Annotated in this window: 13 protein-coding genes; 6 read left to right on the top strand and 7 right to left on the bottom strand. The window is 50.4% G+C overall.

The genetic code is table 11. The features are described from left to right. Positions 1-253: 253 nt before the first annotated feature. Positions 254-958 carry a hypothetical protein gene (locus CX664_RS18080; RefSeq protein ID WP_146000124.1) on the top strand — a complete coding sequence of 235 codons (705 nt, stop codon included), beginning with the start codon at positions 254-256 and terminating at the stop codon, positions 956-958. 39 nt (positions 959-997) lie between these two features. On the opposite strand, the gene CX664_RS18075 is transcribed toward CX664_RS18080, so the two are convergent. The 5 genes from CX664_RS18075 to CX664_RS18055 form a co-directional block, all read right to left on the bottom strand. Continuing rightward, complete coding sequence (locus CX664_RS18075) at positions 998-2,044, bottom strand: ankyrin repeat domain-containing protein (protein WP_101748077.1); 1,047 nt, start codon at positions 2,042-2,044, stop codon at positions 998-1,000. 307 nt (positions 2,045-2,351) lie between these two features. Continuing rightward, the gene (locus CX664_RS18070; RefSeq protein WP_101748076.1) at positions 2,352-2,975 is read right to left on the bottom strand and encodes a hypothetical protein; all 624 of its coding nucleotides are present in this window, start codon (positions 2,973-2,975) and stop codon (positions 2,352-2,354) included. Next, positions 2,944-3,645, bottom strand: a complete 702-nt coding sequence (gene nfi, locus CX664_RS18065; protein ID WP_241693491.1) for a deoxyribonuclease V — start codon at positions 3,643-3,645, stop codon at positions 2,944-2,946. Before nfi ends, CX664_RS18070 begins: the two co-directional genes overlap by 32 nt. Continuing rightward, complete coding sequence (locus CX664_RS18060) at positions 3,638-5,029, bottom strand: ATP-binding protein (protein WP_163373049.1); 1,392 nt, start codon at positions 5,027-5,029, stop codon at positions 3,638-3,640. The genes nfi and CX664_RS18060 overlap by 8 nt, the downstream gene beginning before the upstream one ends. An 11-nt stretch (positions 5,030-5,040) precedes the next feature. Next, positions 5,041-5,763 carry a response regulator gene (locus tag CX664_RS18055; protein ID WP_101748074.1) on the bottom strand — a complete coding sequence of 241 codons (723 nt, stop codon included), beginning with the start codon at positions 5,761-5,763 and terminating at the stop codon, positions 5,041-5,043. A gap of 580 nt (positions 5,764-6,343) precedes the next feature. Between CX664_RS18055 and CX664_RS18050 the strand changes: the two genes are divergently transcribed. Beyond that, the gene (locus CX664_RS18050; RefSeq protein WP_101748079.1) at positions 6,344-7,570 is read left to right on the top strand and encodes an efflux RND transporter periplasmic adaptor subunit; all 1,227 of its coding nucleotides are present in this window, start codon (positions 6,344-6,346) and stop codon (positions 7,568-7,570) included. Between the two features lies 1 nt (position 7,571). After that, the gene (locus tag CX664_RS18045; RefSeq protein ID WP_101748073.1) at positions 7,572-10,700 is read left to right on the top strand and encodes an efflux RND transporter permease subunit; all 3,129 of its coding nucleotides are present in this window, start codon (positions 7,572-7,574) and stop codon (positions 10,698-10,700) included. Positions 10,701-10,969: 269 nt separating this feature from the next. Here the strand turns inward: CX664_RS18045 and CX664_RS18040 are convergent, their stop codons facing one another. Together CX664_RS18040 and CX664_RS18035 are read right to left on the bottom strand one after the other, a co-directional pair. Further along, complete coding sequence (locus CX664_RS18040; protein ID WP_101748072.1) at positions 10,970-13,651, bottom strand: hypothetical protein; 2,682 nt, start codon at positions 13,649-13,651, stop codon at positions 10,970-10,972. 195 nt (positions 13,652-13,846) lie between these two features. Next, the gene (locus CX664_RS18035) at positions 13,847-16,555 is read right to left on the bottom strand and encodes a hypothetical protein (protein WP_101748071.1); all 2,709 of its coding nucleotides are present in this window, start codon (positions 16,553-16,555) and stop codon (positions 13,847-13,849) included. Positions 16,556-16,991: 436 nt separating this feature from the next. Here CX664_RS18035 and CX664_RS18030 point away from each other — a divergent pair, with 436 nt between their 5' ends. The 3 genes from CX664_RS18030 (at position 16,992) to CX664_RS18020 (ending at position 20,325) form a co-directional block, all read left to right on the top strand. Then, positions 16,992-18,485: a carboxypeptidase M32 gene (locus CX664_RS18030; protein ID WP_101748070.1), complete on the top strand. Its 1,494-nt coding sequence runs from the start codon at positions 16,992-16,994 to the stop codon at positions 18,483-18,485. 97 nt (positions 18,486-18,582) lie between these two features. Continuing rightward, positions 18,583-19,638, top strand: a complete 1,056-nt coding sequence (locus CX664_RS18025; protein WP_101748069.1) for an AI-2E family transporter — start codon at positions 18,583-18,585, stop codon at positions 19,636-19,638. 24 nt (positions 19,639-19,662) lie between these two features. Next, positions 19,663-20,325, top strand: coding sequence for an NUDIX hydrolase (locus CX664_RS18020; protein WP_101748068.1), 663 nt, complete (start codon positions 19,663-19,665; stop codon positions 20,323-20,325). Positions 20,326-20,339: the final 14 nt, after the last annotated feature.

The following is a 20,339-nucleotide window of genomic DNA, read 5'->3' as shown; positions in this document are numbered from 1 at the left end:
TACTGGCTATCTTATGTCCATAAGTAGCTGGCCATATGGAATCATATATTTCTGGCTACTTGGGCAGGTGCTATGCGAGGCACAACGGAGGGAGCATAGCCGTAGCTATGTGACCGGAGTTGTAACGAAGCACGACTGCATGGATGCAGGAGCTAGAGCAACGCAGGAGCAGTTGCCGGGAGTGCCTGAACAAGGAGTCAGAAATATATGATTTCATATGGCTAGCTACTTACTGGTTTGTCAGGAGGTTCAAGTGTCCAGAGTCATTCAATTATGTCTTATTGGCATGATTGCCGTCTTCGTTACTGTCCAGTCGTGCCTTGGTGGGGCAGAAACCAACGACAAAAACAAACCGCTCCTGGCAGAAATAACATCACCGATGCCCCACCGGGATTCGTCACTATCTGAAGCAGATAAAGAAGCGCTGAAATCTACCGTCCTTGAGATGGTTCGAAACCTGAACACGTTTGACTTTGACGAGTTCGCCCGCTTCTTTGCTGAAGACGCATTAAAACTGTTAAAGCATCAGGTGCAACGCTATCACTCAAGTCATTTGTTTCAAATTATTTTTCCTGAAGGACGGGCAAAAGCCAATGAACTGAGTCCACAGGATTTTTATGTGCGAATTATTTCCAAATCAAAATTTAATGTGGGTATTTCCCGGGCCTACGAAATTCATGTGCCCCCCAGGTTTCGTATGCGGGCAGATGATGACGGAGAGATTGTAACCGTATTAACTATCTTCCCGGAGTCATACTCCGGCTATCAGACCAGAAGCGAAGTGTTCACCTTCAGGAAGGTGGGGAACCAATGGGTTCCGGAGGTTCCGGACTTTATTCTCAGCGACTTTAAATATGACCTGACCCGAAACTTTGCCAGCCCACGTGCGTTCTACCCGCTCTATCCGGTAATGGACACTTTCAATATTATGATGGGTTCCTTCAAGCCTTCGAGTTAACCCGGGACGAGATTCAGTGCAAGAATGGCTAATGGCGATTCACGGAAATATTGTTCCTCGTCTCTGTAATCGCAATTCCTTCCGTGCGGCCTCGGGCAAAGGCAAAACTCTCGGATCACGTCCCCCGAGATGTTTCCCAATGGTCCGCAAGCTGGCACCTTTAAGCGACAGCGGTGTAGTTTTCGGGTTTATCTTATATGTACGGATAACCTTCCTGACCAACTTTCTGGTCAGATCGTTATCCGCACGAGCGCCACACCTGAGCAGTTCAAAGGCAATATCAACCCGCTTTTTCCAGGCAGCTAACTCAAGAGGGGTTGTCCTGTCGGCATCGACGCTATTAACATCCGCATGATAATCCAACAGCAAGTTAACCCTCCTTAACCCCCCGGAGTGCACCGCAATAAACAGAGGGGTGGTCAAGCCGGTTGACTTGCCATTAACGTCCGCACCGGATTCCAGCAACAGCTTCGCGATCTTGATATCCCCCAATCTCACCGCTTTGTATAGTGGCGTTTCAAAGCCGGAGCTTCTGCTATTAGTGTCTGCCCCATGTTGCAGAAGTAGCTTTACGGCATTGATATGCCTATGGTAGACAGCCCAAAACAACGGGGTGTAGCGCCCCTTGGTCTTGGCGTCAGGATTCGCACCGTGTTTTAGCAATACCTTCATGACCTTAATACTGATAGGCTTTTCTTTAAGGATAGAGTTCAACGGCGTTTTGGCACCAACGGTATGATCGTCAGGGTTTGCCCCATGCTCCAGCAGCAATTCCAGAATCTTGATACGACGATGGTTCACAGCCGTTTTCAACGGGGAATCCTGATATTTCAAATAGTATTGTTTGCGAATGTTCACGCCTTTATGCAGTAGTCGTTCAACTTCATTGCGGCGTCCGGATCTGACAGCCATGACCAGGTCCAGCTTGTCCTGAACCGTAATTTTACGTTTCCCATGTGCGGTCGGTGTCTGGTAACGGGGACTGGTATCTTGTTTTCCGCTGGCCTGGTCAACAGTGTCGGAGAGGGGGGATTGGCTTGCCGGTGTTTCAATCCTGAGTGCTGGCGTATTGCTGATACTGTTCATGATGTCTGCTCTTCATCAGGGACATCATTAAAATATAGGGCTTACGCAGTGATCTGATACACCATTTGCATGAAAACTGTATATAGGACCTGTTGACGTCTAGCCCGGATATTTCATAAACGTGCTCCCGCTCTCGCTTGTCCTTTGCCGCTCTAAGGGAGTTTTGTTCAGTCGACCGTACTCCCCGGTACGGCGCTCCCTCACAAAATCCCTTAGAGCGACAAAGTCCTACGCGAGATTCGGGGCAGTTTATGAAATATCCGGGCTAGGAGGCTCCCAGGAAAAGTGATGACTGCCAGAACAAACTTTAGCCAGAAGAACGATCACTTTGGCCCGGAACCGGTTCAATCACCAGGCTGCCTTCGTGGATATCAAATTGAATCTGCCCATCAGCATTATGTCTGGCAAGTGATTCGATGATGGCCGCCAGTTCCGGTGTTTTGACCAACGAGATCAATGGCATCCCGGCCAGCTCTTTGAGCAATGTCTTCTGAAAGCTGTCCACGATCATGGTTTTGAACAACGCCACTTCCAGGTCAATCCGGGCTTCCATAAACGCTATCTCAGTAAAATAAATGGCCTCATCTTCCCTGGAATATCTCAGCTGGGTGAAGCCGGTAATTTGCACCGGCAGTTTTTCCGTGACCATCCCCCCAAAGATATCCGCATCCACCTTGCCATTGATATGAAACATCAGGGGCTTGCCATCCCCCTGAAAAAAAATCTGCGGAGTGTCCAGATAGAGCTGCACCGTCATCATCGGCAGCATATCCAGATTGCGAATCTGCGGTGACAGAAAACCTTTATCCACCAGCTGCTGAAACTGCTGCTGGCTGTAGACCTCCCGGTCATTTCCTGCACAGCCCCCCAGGAGAATAACTGCCAGAGCGCAGAAAACGTTAGCGAGCCAGAATCTGGTTGGCCCTGGCAACAGCCTGCCCCCGGTTGGAAGCCAGTGCATCTGCCCAACGGGTGGTTTCCGGCAACCGGAAGCGAGTAAGACATGATTCAACATAATGCACCGCCGTGTTCAACGATATTCTATGGCCAATACTGATGTACAGTGGGCGGGTTGCGCTTCGGGAGCGCAGCACACTGCCAATCACTTCATTGTTATCCCGCAGTTCAACCCTGGCCCCTTTCTGCTCTGGCAGGGTATCACTGTTGCCACAAAGTCGGCTCTTGGCAACCCCAATGGCGGGCAGCCCGGTGAGCACACCAACATGACAGGCAACGCCAAAGCGCCGTGGGTGGGCCATTCCCTGACCGTCACACAGCAACAGATCAGGCGTTATCCGCAACTGGCCAAGTGCTGCCAGAATCGCCGGGCATTCCCTGAACGACAGCAACCCGGGTATATAGGGCATCCGGGTCGGTACTTTGGCAATGGTGTAATCCAGCAGCTCCAGGGCGGGAAAAGTCAGAACCGCCACGGCGGCACGGGTTACCCGCCCGTTATCCTCAAAGCCCACATCAACACCGGCAACACGGGTGATTTCAGTCAGGTCATCCTGTTGGATCACCTGACTGGCCAGTGTCGTTTGCATGGATATGGCTTCGGCATAGGACAGGTCCCAGCGAAGGTCAGCAAACTCAGACACTCAATCCATTCCTTAACGGAAGGCGAAGAGTCACTTCAAGACCCGGGTGGGCATTGCGGGCAGCAATGGAGCCGTTATGTTGCGATACTGCAGTACTCGCAATCGCCATGCCAAGACCCGTTCCATCATTTTCCTTACCCCGGGTTTCATCTACCCGGAAGAAGGGTTCAAACAGATCGTCAAGGGTCTCTTCAGGCACCCCCGGCCCATAATCACGAATACGAATCAGCGCCACATCGTTCTCACGAAACAGCCGTACCTCAACTTCCGAAGCTTCCGGAGTGAAACGGATCGCATTCCTGATGATGTTTTCCACCGCACTGGAAAGAAACTCCCGCACAGCCACCAGCTCAATTTTAGCGCTCTCTTTCAATACCACGGCCTTGTCACGGGCCTGGGCTTCAAAGTTGCCATCGTCCACCAGTTTTTTCAGCATACCTTCAAGAGCCATGTTCTCGCAGGCCATGTTGGCCATATTATGCTGAATACGGGAAAAGTGGATGATCTGCCCGATCAACTGATCCAGGCGTTCTATCTCCCGCTCGATGCGCGCATGCTCTGCCTCGGCATCCGGTGTTTTTCGTCTGGCCAGCGCCAGAGAGATCTGCAACCGGGTTAACGGCGACCTTAACTCATGGGAGACATCCCGCAGCAACCGTTCTTTACTGAACACCAGAGACCCTACCTGCTCCGCCATATGGTCAAAATCCCTGGCCAACTCACCCAGTTCATCCCGGCGTCTGGCAACCTTGCCGCCTACCCGGGCACTCAGGTCGCCACGGGCCAGCTTTCTGGAGGCCCGCTGCAAGTTCCGAATCGGCCCCACCAGGTAGCGGGCCAGAACCACACAGAGAAAGAAGCTGACACCCAGCGCCAGAATAATAAGATGCCACTGACGTGCAATAACCTGCTGCACCCGCCAGTGCACCAGCATTGGCATCTCCTTGGTGAGGTACAGTTCGTAGGGGGCATCATTCAGGGTAATTCGCTGTGGGCCGACCACCACCACCCCTCTGCGAAAGGTAATGGTCGGATCGCTGAGATTCCGGGTTTTATTGTAGGCAGAAATCAACTCTTCAGAGATCGACGCACTGCCCAGAATATTCCCCTCGGTATCGAACAGGTAGTAACCACTGCCGGGGAACCGGGGAATGGGTAAATGCACGGAAGTACGGGAGAGCAGCTCCATTTTACGGGCCGCTATTTCCAGCTCACGAAACAGCGCCCGCCGCTCGGACAGAAAGTCCGAAGGGTCGACGGTGATGGCAAAGGCCAGAAACAGCGTCACCAGCATGGCAATCATGGTCAGCCAGAACCACAGAAAAATCTTCCAGAAGACACTGTGCCATGGCCAGACCACCAGCCCGGGAATTTTAACTCGCACTGGCAACCCCATCAGCCCGGAAGAATATAAAAGTAACCAGACCCACGCACGGTTTTGATCCTTGGATTGCCGTCAGGCCGGGTACCAATCTTTTTGCGCACATTACTCACATGCATATCAATGGCCCGATCATAAAGTGTCAACTTACGGTTAAGGGCGATCTGGGTCAGGTCATCCCGGGAAATCAGTTCACCGGCTTTTTCAATCAGCGATTTCAGCACCAGAAATTCAGTGGCCGTCAACTCCAGTGGTTCACCGGCAATGGCGGCCTCACGGTTGGCCAGATTCAGGGCAATATCATCAATCTGCAGGGTTCGGCTGGTCCCTTCCGGAATCAATGGTGTGCGCCCACGACGCAGAATGGCCTTGATTCTGGCCACCAGCTCACGGTGGTTGTAAGGCTTGGGCAAATAATCATCCGCACCAATTTCCAGACCGATAATCCGATCCACATCATCGCCACGGGCAGTCAGCATCAGAACCGGGATGTCCGACTGCTGGCGTATCTGCTTCAGGGCATCAAACCCGTTCAGCTTAGGTAAGGTTACATCCAGCAGCACCAGGTCATGCATCCCGGACAGAGCGGCATCAACCCCGGCTTCACCATCATGAACCGCAGAGACCGTAAACCCTTCTGTGGCCAGATATTCCACCAGCAATTCACAGAGCTCGATATCATCATCAATCAGCAACAGCCTGGCACTGCTTTTGCCTGTACTTATAGAGTGACTCATAGCATGTGCTCCATAAAAAAAATACCCCGCCTTGGGGGAAAGCGGGGTTAAAGGTACAGCTCGTAACTGATGGTATAGCCAGTCTGCCCCCCGCCCGGGTTTTCTGGCTGCCTCTGCTCATTGATTTAATAAAGAGGCTTGCCCAAAGCGCGGGACATCATATCATTCATCAAACAGGAATGCTTAGTTAAACAGCGGCAAGACAACACATCAGCCCCGGACAGGCTTGGATTCAGTGTATTGACTTGCATCTCAATCGGGTCAATAGATCCGGTAAAAGCAGTGTAAAGCCCTGACTTATTCCATTTTAAACAGTAAAGAGTTTGCCAACAGTGGTTTTCCACATGGCTATAGATGGATGAACCTCATACTATCCGTCACAGTACATAACCCTGTATACTGTTCGGCGCTTTACTCTGGCATTTCCCTATATAAAGCCAAAGGCATACGCCCTTCCCCTGAAGTCATACAGGGTAATACTTAAGACCGCCAATACCTTCTTCCCCTGACAGGTTATGACGTTTGCAAAGACAAATAAGTGGCAGGTATTTTGCTGAATGCAAACAGTACGGAGCTATCAATGATCGCTAACTTCACTGATCGTAAACTCGGAAAATGGCTTCCGATAGGCGCTTTAGCCACCTCTATTTTCCTTCTGGCCGGTTGCTCGGAGGAGCAGCCGCAACATCAAATGCCGCCACCCGGTGTATCGGTTTTCAGTGTAATCGATCAGGAAGTAGGCGACTATTATGAATACATTGGCCGTTCAGAAGCGATCAATGAGGTAGACATCCGTGCTCGTGTAGAAGGCTTTCTGGTCAAAAGAAACTTTACGGAAGGCGGTATGGTTGAACAGGGCCAGCTGCTTTACGAAATTGACCGGGCACCATTTGCAGCCGCCCTCAAAGGTGCCGAGGCCCAGCTGGCAAGCAGCAAAGCTTCCCTTATTAACGCCCGGAAAAACCTTGAGCGTAGCCGGGATCTGGTAAAACGGGGAGCGATCAGTCAGGCTGACTACGATAATAAAACCAGCTCGGAAGCCCAGGCGGTCGCCGCGGTGGAAGCAGCAGAAGCCAGTCTGGAAACAGCCCGGCTGAATCTTGGCTACACGCAAATTTCCGCGCCCTTCACGGGGGAAATTGGCAAATCAACCTACAGTGTTGGCAATCTGGTGGGTCCCACCAGCCAGCCTCTGGCTACCCTGACCAGCATGGATCCAATCTATGTTACCTTTCAGGTGGATGAACGACAGCTGATCAGCCATCTGGCCGAACACCCCGGAACCAGAACGGCGCAGGATACCAGCGTTGAGGTCGAAGAAAAAGGCAGGTTCAAACTCTCTCTCAGACTGCCCAATGGCACTGAATACGACCAGCCAGGCACCTTCAGTTTTGCCGATACCCAGATCGATGAAACCATGGGCACCCTGACCCTGCGAGCCACCTTCCCGAACCCTCAGGGTATTATTCTGCCGGGCCTTTACGTCACGCTGCAGGCAGAAAGCCATCAGAAAACGCCCATGCCCCTGATTCCCCAGGCCGCAGTTCAGCAGGATCAGTCCGGCTATTTTGTCCTGGTTGTCACGCCGGAAAATGTCGTTGAAACCCGACAGGTGGAAGTCGGTCGTCGTATTAATGCCATGTGGGTAGTAACCTCCGGCCTTAAGCAAGGTGAACAGATTATCGTTCAGGGACTCCAGAAAGTGCGCCCGGGCGGCACAGTATCGCCAACCCTGGTTAATGTAGACCCAACCACCGGTACGCTTTCATCACCCGCTTCCGCCAAGCCACAGGAGCAGGATATCTGAGATGATCAGCCAGTTTTTTATTAACCGGCCCAAGTTCGCATTCGTTATCTCGATTGTGATCACCATGGTTGGTCTGATCTCGCTGTCAACGCTGCCAGTGAGTATGTTCCCGGAAATCACGCCGCCCCAGGTAACCATCAACGCCACCTACCCGGGTGCCGATGCAGAAACCCTGGAGTCTGCGGTTATGCGCCCCATTGAAGAGCAGGTTAACGGGGTTGAAGGGATGATTTATATGGACTCCAAAGCCTACAATAATGGCAGTGTGTCCATCACCGTCACCTTTGATTCCGGCACCGACCAGGACATCGCCATGGTCAACGTGCAGAACCGGGTCGCCGCTGCCGAACCGGGTTTGCCTGAACAGGTGCGCCGACTCGGCATCAATGTACGAAAACAGTCGTCCAATATGCTGCTCGGGGTTAACCTGGTGTCGGAATCCGGCAAGTTTGATCAGGTCTACCTGAGCAACTACGCCAGTAACTATCTGATAGACCCAATGACCCGTATCAATGGCGTAGCGCAGGCCCAGGTGATGGGTGCCATGACCTACAGCATGCGCGTCTGGCTGAACCCCAGCCGGATGGCGGCACTGGGTGTCACCACTTCCGACGTCAGTCATGCCATTAATGAGCAGAATGCCATTGTTCCCGCCGGACAACTGGGACAATCCCCCAATCAGCCGGATCAACAATTTACCTATACGATTCGTACCCGGGAACAGCTGGAATCCCCTGACGCTTTTGGCAATATCATTATCCGGGCAAACCCGGATGGCTCTTTTGTCCGCATTAAAGATATTGCCAAAGTGGAACTTGGTTCCCAGAACTATGAGGGTGATGCACGGCTGAACAAACAACCCACGGCATTCCTGGTTGTTTACCAGCAACCGGATGCCAATGCCATGGACGTGGCCAAAGGCGTAAAAGCCCAGATGGAAGAGCTGAAGAAGAACTTCCCCGCAGGCATGGACTATACCATCAAGTTTGACACCACAGAGTTTATCTCCGAGTCCATCAATGAGGTGGTCAAAACACTGTTTGAAGCGGTACTTCTGGTTATCCTGGTGGTCTTCCTGTTCCTTCAGAACTGGCGCGCAACGCTAATTCCCGCCATCGCTATCCCGGTGTCGTTGATTGGTACCTTTGCGGTCATGCAGGTACTGGGGTTCTCCATCAATACCATCAGCCTGTTTGGCCTGGTGTTGGCCATCGGTGTGGTGGTGGACGATGCCATTGTCGTGATTGAAAACGTTGAACGACTGATCACCAAAGAAGGCATGGCACCAAAAGAGGCCACCCGTCAGGCGATGAAAGAGGTATCCGGCCCCATTGTTGCCACCACCATGGTACTGCTGGCGGTTTTTGTGCCCGTGGCATTTATGCCGGGCATTACCGGAGGCCTCTATACCCAGTTTGCCGTGACCATTTCTGTTGCGGTACTGATCTCCTCGGTCAACGCGCTTACCTTAAGCCCCGCACTGTGCTCGGTGTTACTGAAAAAAGGCAGTCTTGACCAGATTGTCTGGCTGAAGCCGGTAGACACCCTGATTCACAAATTGACCGGGGGTTACCAGGGCTGGGTAAAACTTTTACTGCGCCGCTCCATTCTGGGCGTTGGTCTTCTGGCGGTGATGCTGGGCAGTACCGGCTTTATGTTTACTACCACACCCGGCGGCTTCGTCCCTGGTGAAGACCAGGGCTTCTTTGCGGTCAACATTCAGCTACCGGATGCGGCTTCACTGAATCGCACCCAGGAATTGATGGGGGACATCACCGACCAGATTCGCTCTGAAAAAGGGGTGGATAGCGTTATCACCATTTCCGGCTTTAGTATCTTCAGCGGTTCCAGCAGTAACGCGGCCATGGCCATTGTCGTACTGGATGACTGGTCAGAGAGACAGAGCCCTGAGCTGCATCAGGATGCCATTTTGCAAAGAACCCAGGCTAAATTGTGGTCGCTGCAAGAAGCACAGGTCATGGCTTTTGCCTTCCCACCCATTCCGGGTCTTGGGTCATCCGGTGGCTTTGACTTTCGACTGCAAGACACCATGGGACGCTCACCCCAAGAGCTCAGCCAGGTCATGAATGGCCTGATTTACCAAGCCAACCAGCAGCCGGAACTCGCCCGGGTGTTCTCAACCTGGCAGGCCAATGTGCCGCAATACCTGCTGGAAGTGGATCGTCAGAAAGCCAAGGCCCAGGATGTATCGTTATCCGAGATTTTCATGACGCTGCAAACCCAGCTGGGCTCACTGTACGTGAATAACTTCACCCTGTTTGGCCAGAACTATCAGGTCAACCTGCAGGCTGAAAGTGCTGACCGGACCGGACCGGCTGACCTCAGCAAGTTCTATGTCCGTAACAGTCAGGGACAAATGGTGCCATTGACCACGGTTGCTTCCCTGAAACCCGTGCTGGGTCCCAGCAGCATCGGTCATTACAACCTGTATCAATCCGCCAGCATCAGTGGTCAGGCTGCTCCGGGTTACAGCTCCGGTGACGCCATCGCAGCAATGGCCCGTCTGGCTGAGAACCTTCCCCAGGGCTATACCTATTCCTGGTCAGGTCAGTCTTTACAGGAAATCGAAGCAGGAAACCTGGCACCCATCCTGTTTGCGCTGTGCTTCCTGTTTGCCTACCTGTTCCTGGTCGCCCAGTACGAAAGCTGGACCATGCCACTGGCCATCATCAGTGCCGTGCCTATTGCTACCTTTGGTGCCTTTGTGGGGATCAATATCATGCGACAGTGGAATCCGGTGCTGGCCAATGACATCTATGCCCAGATCGGGATGGTGCTGTTAATTGGTATCGCGGCAAAAACGGCGATTCTGATCGTGGAATTTGCCATGGTTCAACGTCGGGAAGGCAACAGTATTTTTGACTCAGCCATTAATGCCGCTGGCCTGCGTTTCCGTGCTGTACTGATGACGGCACTGTCTTTTATTCTCGGGGTAATGCCGCTGGTGCTTGCCACTGGCGCTGGTGCCGCCAGCCGACAGATCATCGGTATCACGGTGAGCTCCGGTATGTTGGCGGCCACTATCTTTGGCACTCTGCTGATTCCAGTGTTTTATTTACTGTTGCAAAGGGTGCGTGAGCATTTTGATCCTGACAAGGCAAATAGTTAATTGAACCAGGAGGATGCTGTGTACAATCTCCGTTCACCGGGAATCGAAGGGTGATTGGCACAGTGTTCAGCGGTTACCCATACCGTTCGTCCTGAGCCTGTCGAAGGCCGGAAACTCCGGACTCTGATAGATCGTGCCAAGCACCCTTCGACTCCGCTCAGGGTGAACGGAGATCGTACACGTCAAACTCATTGAAACCATGTACTAGGAGCCCATCAATTACATTAAAACCAGGTACCAGATCGCTGGCTGGTTATTCATAACGGTATTTATAAAGCACTACTGTTATGAGGCATCAGTGGATCGGCCAACTCATCAACCGTCAGGTTCAATGAGTTTTTCGGAATGGCTCCGGGCTTGATGGTTGCTGTGCCATCCTCTCTAATTAGCCATTGCTGCCCACCAGCCCTGACCGACAGAGGTCTGTGCAATGCCTCGGCCATCACTGTCAGTGGATGTCTGTCGGGCAGTGCACTGCCTGGCAACCAGTCCTCCAGAGTAAAGTTTGACCAGTATTCAGGCCCGTAGCAACTGCCTGTTAATTGCGCCCGTTGAACCTCCTCCTGGACAAGCGCAGGTGCCACCTCTGGATCATCATTGGCAGCGCGTGAGGAATCATCATCGGCAGCACGAGAGGAATCATCATCACCGCCAGCCTCCCATTGCTCACAGTCTGCCAGTCTGGAAATACGATGTCTGTCTATATCCTTCCCGGTTTTTTCCAGTGTCATTCTCAACGGGTTTACCTGGCTTTTCAGTTCACCCCAGGCCTCTTGCAATTGTGACAGATTGAAGGTGTCCATTTGTGATTGATCTTGCCGATCTTGTACAGGTTTTTTTCGACCTTTTGGCAACTTGTTGTTTCTTTTCAAAAACTGGAACCGTTCACTCCAGATGGTTTTAATCTCATCAAAAGCGGCTTCAATCTCACTAACCAGCCCTACCTCTGTCCTGACACGTTCATGCAAAGATGCCAGCTCATCCAGAAATTCCCTGTCCAGCCCATCAGTACGAAGAATTAATCCCGACAAGGTGCTCAGCGCATCATTGACACTATCAAGCCAACCACAAATCTTCGTTATATCAGTAACGTTCTGAATGGCCTTTTTGAATTCCACACCCAAAGCGAACGACGGCATCACACCTGCTCGTATTAACTGCCCATAGGAACAAATAAAGGACGTATGAGAGATAATCCGGTCAAATTCTTTATTCATTTTTCTGTCAAGCATATCAGCAAGAGCGAAATAAGACTCAGCCTTAACCACAGGCGTACTCTCGGGATCATCAACCACTGATTGAATCATTGCCTTGACCTCAGCCATTGGTCGATCAGCAATAAATGCCTTTACCGCATCCTGCACCCCCTGTGGCAAAGGTGTTTCCCGTGGTGGGGTTGGTGAATCTTGCCGGGCTGTCGACTGAACAGCGGGTACCTGTGCTTTTGGCTGCACCGGCTTCCGGTAACCATAGCCCCTGGTCATTTTTCGTTTAAGCTTCCCCCTGATCTCCGTTTTTTTCCTGGTTTTCTCAGATTCTTCTTCACTGATCAGACGGTTTATTTGCATGGCGGATTCTTCTGCTTTCAGGGCATGCATCAGTAAAATATCTCTGCAGGGCCCTTCTATGAATCGTTGAAAACAGTCATCAAGATTTGCGCACTCAGCTTGAGACAGGGAAAACGTCTGCTTAACCTTTTCCATCACGTCTTTAAACGACTTTTTGAGTGTTTCGATACGGTTAAGATTTTTAGTGTCAATGTCTGACAAGTTGATGCAAACCAGGCACGCTAATGCCTTCGACACAAGATAAAACAACCATTCGATATCGCCCTGGTCAGCTTTTTTGCCAGCAACCCGTTTGACAAACTCGGTTAACAGCCTGTGTGCTGTATCAAATTCACCAATACACAGAGAAGCACTGATCATTTGTATCACCTGAATAATTTCATAGCACTCGGACCGCTCTGATTTCTTCGACGCTGAATTTAACCAATTGCTGAAACCTTTAACATCAGAACCTGATCCTCGATTCAGGTCTGCTTTTTCTTTCAAATGTGGATAGTGATTGACAGCATCATCCAGGGTTTTTATCAGAGACAAACCGACAGTGTCACTGACTCGGGAGATCAGGTCAATATACTGATTATGCTTATCCACATTCTTGCCAAGCAGACCATCAGGCTTGATCGGGATCTGGCTATTCAAAGTGGCCAGACTGTCACAGACATTCAGAAACTCCATGGATTGTGACATGAAGACCTGCCAGTGCTGTGACAAGCGATCACCATTGAGAGCATTCGACCGTAACTTCTGGTCCCAATCGTCGGTTTGTCCATACTTCTTTGCGAGACGTAAGATTTGGTTTGCGTCTGGCTCATCACCATAACGCCATGACGACACAAAATGTAAATCTAACACCATTAGAGATACAGGTCTGAAGCGTTTGTGGCACAGAGCGAAGTATTCTTGCTTCAAAAGAAACAACTGATCTCTATGCAATTCATATTTTTGTCTTGCAATTGTTCTTAGGTAACCCGATTTGCTACCAACCTTATCTCTTTCATTAGCCAGCATTTTCTCAAAAAGAGCAACATCCTCTCGAAAACGCTCCATAATCTCGAGATCTTTCATTGACTTATGTGTAAAGCCAGCAAAGTCATAGGAAAACGTCATATTTTGGAAAGTCTTGCCACAAAAAGAAAGTAATTCTGCACAACTTTTTACTTTGGATAATTCTTCACGACGGACAACCTTTCTCTTAGCCAGTCTTTTGTCAGGCATTGTTCCAGCAGGGTATTCCATCGGTGTTTTTTTGCTGCTTTTAATAACATTCGAACCGACGGATTCAGTGGTCTTGCTGGCATTATTGGCTATGGCTGCTGCCGGTAATTGATTTACACCAGTTACCACGCCAGGTGCACTGACAGCAGAAGGCTGTATATTTTCCATAACCATTACCTTTTATAATCGCGAATATTTCTTAATATTGACAACGTAAAGCCTTTTTTGTTCCCTATTTATGCAACCTGACCCGGGCCAGATCAAAAACGAGCAGTTATCACTGAGAAAAAATAAGGATTTAATGGTGCCTGTCGCCGACATTTACAGGAGCGGTTATTCATAACGGTGTTTAGCAAGCGACTGTTATGGCGTCAGTTGATCGGCCAGCTCATCAACCGTCAGGTTCAGCGAATTTTTTGGAATGGCTCCAGGCTTGATGGTCGCTGTGCCATCTTCGCCAATTAACCATTGCTGCCCGCCAGCCCTGACCGAAAGAGGTCTGTGCAATGCCTCGGCGATCAGTGTCAGTGGATGCCTGTCGGGCAGTGCACTACTTGGCAACCAGTCCTCCAGGGTAAAGTTTGACCAGTATTCAGGCCCGTAGCAACTGCCTGCTAATTGCGCCCGTTGAACCTGCTGCCTGACAAGCGCAGCAGGCACCTCTGGGTCATCATTGGCAGCGTGTGAGGAATCATCATTGGCAGCAAGTGAGAAATCATCACTGGCAACAAGTGAAGAATCATCATCACCGCCAGCCTCCCATTGCTCACAGTCTGCCAGTCTGGAAATACGATGCCTGACTAAATCCTCCCCGGTTTTTTCCAGTGTCATTTTCAACGGGTTTACCTGCCTTGTCAGTTTACCCCAGACCTCTAGCAATTTTGGCAGATCGAAGGTGGCCATTTGCGATTGATCTTGCCGATCTTGTACGGGCCTTCTTCGACCTTTTGGCAGCTTGTTGTTTCTTTTCAAAAACTGGAACCGGTCACTCCAGATGCTTTTTATCTCATCAAAAGTGGCTTCAATCTCACTAACCAGCCCTACCTCTGCCCTGAGACGCTCATGCAAAGATGCCAGCTCATCCAGAAATTCCCTGTCCAGCCCATCAGTACGAAGAATTAATCCCGACAAGGTGCTCAGCGCATCATTGACACTATTAAGCCAACCACAAATCTTCGTTATATCAGTAGCGTCCTGAATGGCCTTTTTGAACGCCACACCCAAAGCGGACGAGGGCATCACACCTGCTCTTATTAACTGCCCATAGGAATAAATGAAGGACGTTTGAGAGATAATCCGGTTGAATTCTCTATTCATTTTTCTGTCAAGCATATCAGCAAGAGCGAAATAAGACTCAGCCTTAACCACAGGCGTACTATCGGGATCATCAACCACTGATTGAATCATTGCCGTGACCTCTGCCATTGGTCGATCAGCAATAAACGCTTTTACCGCATCCTGCACCCCCTGGGGCAAAGAGGTTTCCCGTTGTGGGGTTGGTGAATCTTGCCGGGCTGTCGACTGGGCAGCGGGTACAGGTGCTTTTGGCTCCACCGGTTTCCGGTAACCATAGCCCCTGGCCATTTTTCGTTTCAGCTTCCCCCTGATCTCCCGTTTTTCCCTGGTTTTCCCAGATTCTTCTCCACTGATCAGACAGTTTATTTGCCTGGCAGATTCTTGTCCCCTCAGGGCATGCATCAATAAAACGTCTCTGCAAGGTCCTTCTACGAATCTTTGAAAACACTCATCGAGTTCTGAGCACTCAGCTGCAGACAGGGAAAACATCTGCTCAGCCTTTTGCATTACCTCTTTTAACAACTTTTTGATTGTTTCGATATTTTTAAGTTCATCATTGCCGATGTCTGGCAATTTGAGGCAAACCAGGCACGATACCGCCTTCGAGGCGAGATAAAACAACCATTCGGTATCGTCCAGGTCAGCATGTATGCCATCAATTTTGCCATCAATCAGTTTGATGAACGCGCTTAACAACTTGCGCGCTGTGACAAATTCGCCAATACACAGTGAAGCACTGATCATTTGTATCACTTGGGGAATTTCATAACACTTGAACAGGTCTGAATTGTTTGATGCTGAATTTAACCATTTGCTCAATCCTGTAACATCAGAACCTAACCCACGATTCAGGTCATCTTTGTCCTCTAGCTGTGCATAGTGATTAACAGCATCGTCCAGGATTATGATCAGAGACAAACTGACTGTGTTACAGAGACCGGATGCTGAGTCGAGAAACCCTTTAAATGTTTCCTGATGATGTTTCGAGAGTTGTTGATGCAAACTGATCAGATCAGCACAGACATTCAGAAATTCCATGGATTGTGACATAAAGACCTGCCAGTGCTGTGCCAGACGATCACTACAGACAGCGTGCCAGTATAACTCCATGCCAAGATCACCGACGCATTGGCAATACTTACTGGTGAGACGTTTGATTAGTTGGTGCATGTCTGGCTCATCACCAAGACGCGATGACGATACCATCTGTAACACTAACACCATCCCGGATACAGGCTTGTAGCGTTGGTAGCACAAAATAAAGTACTTATGTTTCAAATTAAACAGCTGCTCTCTGAGGCATTCATAGCTTTGTCTTGCGCTTGTTCGGTCACCTCCCATTTTACGCAGCTTCTGTCTTTCATCACTCACCATCTTGTCAAAACAAGCAACATCCTCTCGAAAAGACTCCATCATCTTGAGATCTTCCGTTGACTTTGGTGTAAAGCCTGCAAGATCGTAGGAAAACTCCTTATGTTTGAGATTCTCACAGTAAAAAGACATTAATTCCGAATAACTTTTTATTACTCTGGATGGTTCTTCATGGCGGTTAACCTTTCTTTCAGTCAAGCTTTTCTCAGGTATTTTTTTAGCAGAGTATTCCACCGGAGCATTTTTTCTGCTTTTGACAGTATTCGAACTGCAGGATATCCCGGCCAAAGAACCGCCGGAGTCAATGGTCTTGCTGGCATTATTGGCTATGGCTGCTGCCGGTAATTGATTTTTACCACTTACCACGCCAGGTACACTGACAACAGAAGGCTGTACATTGTCCATAACCAATACCCCTTTAGAATCGCGGATATCTCTCAATACGGACAACGTAAAGCCTTTTTTGTTCCATATCTGTGCAACCTGACCCGGGTCAGATCAACAATGAGCAGTTATAAACGCCTCAAATCACTGAGAAAAAAGTCCTTAAATAATTCCGACATTTAGAACTCACTCTCCGTTCATCCTGAGCGGAGTCGAAGGGTGCCTGGCACAATCTATCATGCCTCGGAGTTAACGCCCTTCGACAGGCTCAGGACGAACGGAGTTCGGAGGCTCCGAAATGTGTAAATTATTCAAGGACTATTCCTTAACCTCCCGGTGGCGGCCTTTGTTACCGGCTTTTTTTATCGGCTTTTTTATCAATTGAGAAAAGCAGCCTGTCCCTGTGAACTATCACGTCATACAATGGACCTCATAATAACGTTTATGGAGTTCAACGATGACCACTGCTTATGAGAATCTGGTGAGCCGATTCCAGCAGATGTATCACCTTTCCCATCTGGGAGCTATCGCTGGCTGGGACCAGGCCGCCATGATGCCTGTCGGCGGCAATCAGGCCCGTGGTGCAGCGCTGGCGGAATTGAACACCCTTCTGCATAAGCTGCTGACGGCACCTGAAGTGGCTGCCTGGCTGCAAGAAGCACAGGCTCAGGAAACCGATCCAGACACCATCCGCTCCATTAGAGAGATGGCGGTTGAATGGCAACAGGCCAGTGCCATTCCTGATGATCTGGTGAAAGCCAAAACCATTGCATCCACAAACTGTGAACATGCCTGGCGCAGCCAGCGGCCTGCAAATGACTGGCCGGGTTTTGCCAGGAATCTGCAAGAGGTGGTTAACCTCTCCCGCCAGGAAGCTGCTGTTCGGGCAGAAAAAAGCCATGTTTCCCCTTACAACGCCCTATTGGAGCTTTATGAACCCGGCGTCAATACCCGGGAGCTTGACCAGCTGTTTGGTGACCTGAAAACCTGGCTGCCTGGCTATATTCAGGATGCCCTGGATCGCCAGTCTTCGGTGAGCATCATTCAGCCTGAAGGCCCCTTCCCAATCGACAGGCAAAAGGCGCTGGGACTGGAGGTGATGCAACTGCTCGGCTTTGATTTTGACCATGGCCGACTGGACGTCAGTACTCATCCATTTTGTGGTGGTGTCAGCGAAGATGTCCGGATGACTACCCGCTATAAAGAAGATAATTTTGTAGAAGCATTGATGGGCATCATCCATGAAACCGGCCATGCCCGCTACCAGCAAAATCTGCCGGAACAGAACCGTGAACTCCCCATTGCCCTCCCCCGCTCCATGGGCATCCATGAAGGACAGAGCCTGTTCTTTGAAATGCAGCTGGGCCGCAGCAGCGAATTCCTGTCGCTGATCCAGCCGTTGATCGTCAAATACCTCTGCGCTGGCACGTCACAGCCCGCCATGGCACTGGATAATCTGGAAAAAATCTACAAACGGGTTCGTCCGGGCTTTATCCGGGTTGATGCGGATGAGATCACCTACCCGGCTCATATTATTTTGCGCTATGAAATCGAGCGAGACCTGATTGAGGGGAACATCGAAGTGGATGATATCCCCGAACTCTGGCAGCAGAAAATGCAGGATTACCTGGGTCTGGATGTAGCCGGTGATCACAAAAATGGCTGTATGCAGGATATTCACTGGCCCATGGGGTCGTTCGGCTACTTCCCTAGCTACACCCTCGGAGCCATGGTCGCAGCCCAGCTGTTTGCCGCCCGGAAAAAAACCATGCCGGATATTGCAGAGCTGATTCAACAGGGCAACCTTTCAGCCATTTTTGACTGGCTGAAAAACAACATCTGGTCACAGGGACGAAAGTATTCCACGGCAGAACTGCTGACCAGGGCGACCGGCGAGCCATTAACGGCCAGTTATTTCCAACAACACCTGAAAGAAAGGTATCTTGGCTGACAGGCCCTGATAAATAGCATTTTCATCAATAGTACGCCCGGGTTAACTATGATGAAATCGACTGCATCTCTCCATTATTATCATCGAGGTTAACCTGATGCGGGGCATCAAAACGACACATGTCCGCCATATATTTCAGGGGCTGGCAGCACTGATTATCATCATAACGGGGATCAAGCTGGGCAGCACACTGGTTATTCCCCTGCTGCTTTCTGCCCTGCTTGCCTTGCTGGCCAATCCGGTGGTTGACTTGCTGGCGCGGTTCAGGGTCCCCCGAATCGTTGGAATCCTGTTTACCTTAACGGCCTTTGTCATCTTCGCCCTGTTATTCCTGGGTAATGTTGCCAGCACGGTTCAGGAGTTTACCGCCGCACTGCCCGGGTATCGTGATCAGCTGACTGAGTCGTTTAACAGGACTCAGGCCTTCCTGGCACAGAAAAATATCCGTGTTGACCTGAAAACCTTTATGGACTCCTTTGACCCATCGGCACTTGTCAGTCTGCTGACCAATATGATTGGCAAACTCGGCAGTACCATGAGTTTTGCCCTGCTGATTTTAATCGCCGCTATCTTCATGCTGCTGGAAGCCCCGCTGCTGCCGGGTAAGCTGCGCATAGCACTGTCATCCCCGGACCATGAATTACAGAGCATGCGTCGTTTCCTCCACTCATTTAACCGTTATGTGGCCCTGAAAACGCTGATCAGTATGATCACTGGCCTGCTGGTTGGCACCATGCTCTGGGCGAAAGGGGTGAACTTTTATGTGCTCTGGGGGCTGGTCGCTTTTCTGTTTAACTTTATCCCTAATGTCGGCTCCATCGTGGCGGCTATTCCCGGCATTCTGCTGACACTGCTGCAGTTTGGCTATGGCGATGCCATGCTGGTTCTGGCGGGCTACCTGGCAATAAACGTGTTTATCGGTAATATCATTGAGCCTAACGTTATGGGACAAGGGCTGGGATTGTCGCCCCTGGTCGTCTTTCTGTCGTTGATCTTCTGGGGCTGGCTGTTAGGGCCTGTAGGGATGATTCTCTCCGTTCCACTGACCATGTTCATTAAAATCATGATGGAATCTTCCAGACAGTGGCGGAACATGGCTATTCTGTTAGGACCTGACGACAGTGCAGAGCAACACCAACAGAAGAACAGCTGATTAATACGTAAAAGGGAGCCGGTGATGGTTGATAAACCTGACGTTGATCTGAAAAAGAATGACCCGGATAACAATCCATGGATCGACTGGGCAGAAAAGATCCGGGCCATTGCCCAGAACGGGCTCAACTTCTCCAGAGGTGAATTTGACCTTGAGCGATACCAGCAATTACAGGCTATTGCCCATGATATGACCGCACTGCTCACCGGAGCCCCCACAGCAAAAGTGAACGACTACTTTCTGCCAGATCATGGTTATGCCACCCCGAAGATTGACCTCCGTGGTGGCGTATTCCTCGATAATAAAATACTGCTGGTCAAAGAGCGGTCTGATGGGCGCTGGGCTCTGCCCGGAGGCTGGGGCGATGTGTGTGAACCTCCCGCTTATGGGGTCGAGCGGGAAATTGTGGAAGAGTCTGGCTATACCGCCAGGGCATTAAAGCTGGTCGCTGTTCGGGATACCCAGCAACACCCCTACCGCCCACGAAGCCCCTATCATATCTACAAATTGATTTTTCTCTGCGAATTGACCGGTGGAGCCCCAAAAGAGAATATTGAAATTTCCGATATCGGCTTTTTTGATATTGACGATCTGCCAGAGCTTTCCGGGGGAAGAACCTTGCCGGAAGATATCCAATTATTACTGGAACACAAAAATAAACGGGAACTGCCCACCGTTTTTGACTGAAACGATGGGCAAAA

The sequence above is a fragment of the Endozoicomonas acroporae genome, assembly GCF_002864045.1.
Classification (GTDB): domain Bacteria; phylum Pseudomonadota; class Gammaproteobacteria; order Pseudomonadales; family Endozoicomonadaceae; genus Endozoicomonas; species Endozoicomonas acroporae.
This window is presented reverse-complemented; position numbering and strand designations above follow the sequence as displayed.

Coding starts and splice junctions, on each gene's coding strand:
- CX664_RS18075 (WP_101748077.1), bottom strand. CDS start 2,044: ATGAACAGTATCAGCAATACGCCAGCACTCAGGATTGAAACACCGGCA.
- CX664_RS18055 (WP_101748074.1), bottom strand. CDS start 5,763: ATGAGTCACTCTATAAGTACAGGCAAAAGCAGTGCCAGGCTGTTGCTG.
- CX664_RS18050 (WP_101748079.1), top strand. CDS start 6,344: ATGATCGCTAACTTCACTGATCGTAAACTCGGAAAATGGCTTCCGATA.
- CX664_RS18045 (WP_101748073.1), top strand. CDS start 7,572: ATGATCAGCCAGTTTTTTATTAACCGGCCCAAGTTCGCATTCGTTATC.
- CX664_RS18040 (WP_101748072.1), bottom strand. CDS start 13,651: ATGGAAAATATACAGCCTTCTGCTGTCAGTGCACCTGGCGTGGTAACT.
- CX664_RS18035 (WP_101748071.1), bottom strand. CDS start 16,555: ATGGACAATGTACAGCCTTCTGTTGTCAGTGTACCTGGCGTGGTAAGT.
- CX664_RS18030 (WP_101748070.1), top strand. CDS start 16,992: ATGACCACTGCTTATGAGAATCTGGTGAGCCGATTCCAGCAGATGTAT.
- CX664_RS18025 (WP_101748069.1), top strand. CDS start 18,583: ATGCGGGGCATCAAAACGACACATGTCCGCCATATATTTCAGGGGCTG.
- CX664_RS18020 (WP_101748068.1), top strand. CDS start 19,663: ATGGTTGATAAACCTGACGTTGATCTGAAAAAGAATGACCCGGATAAC.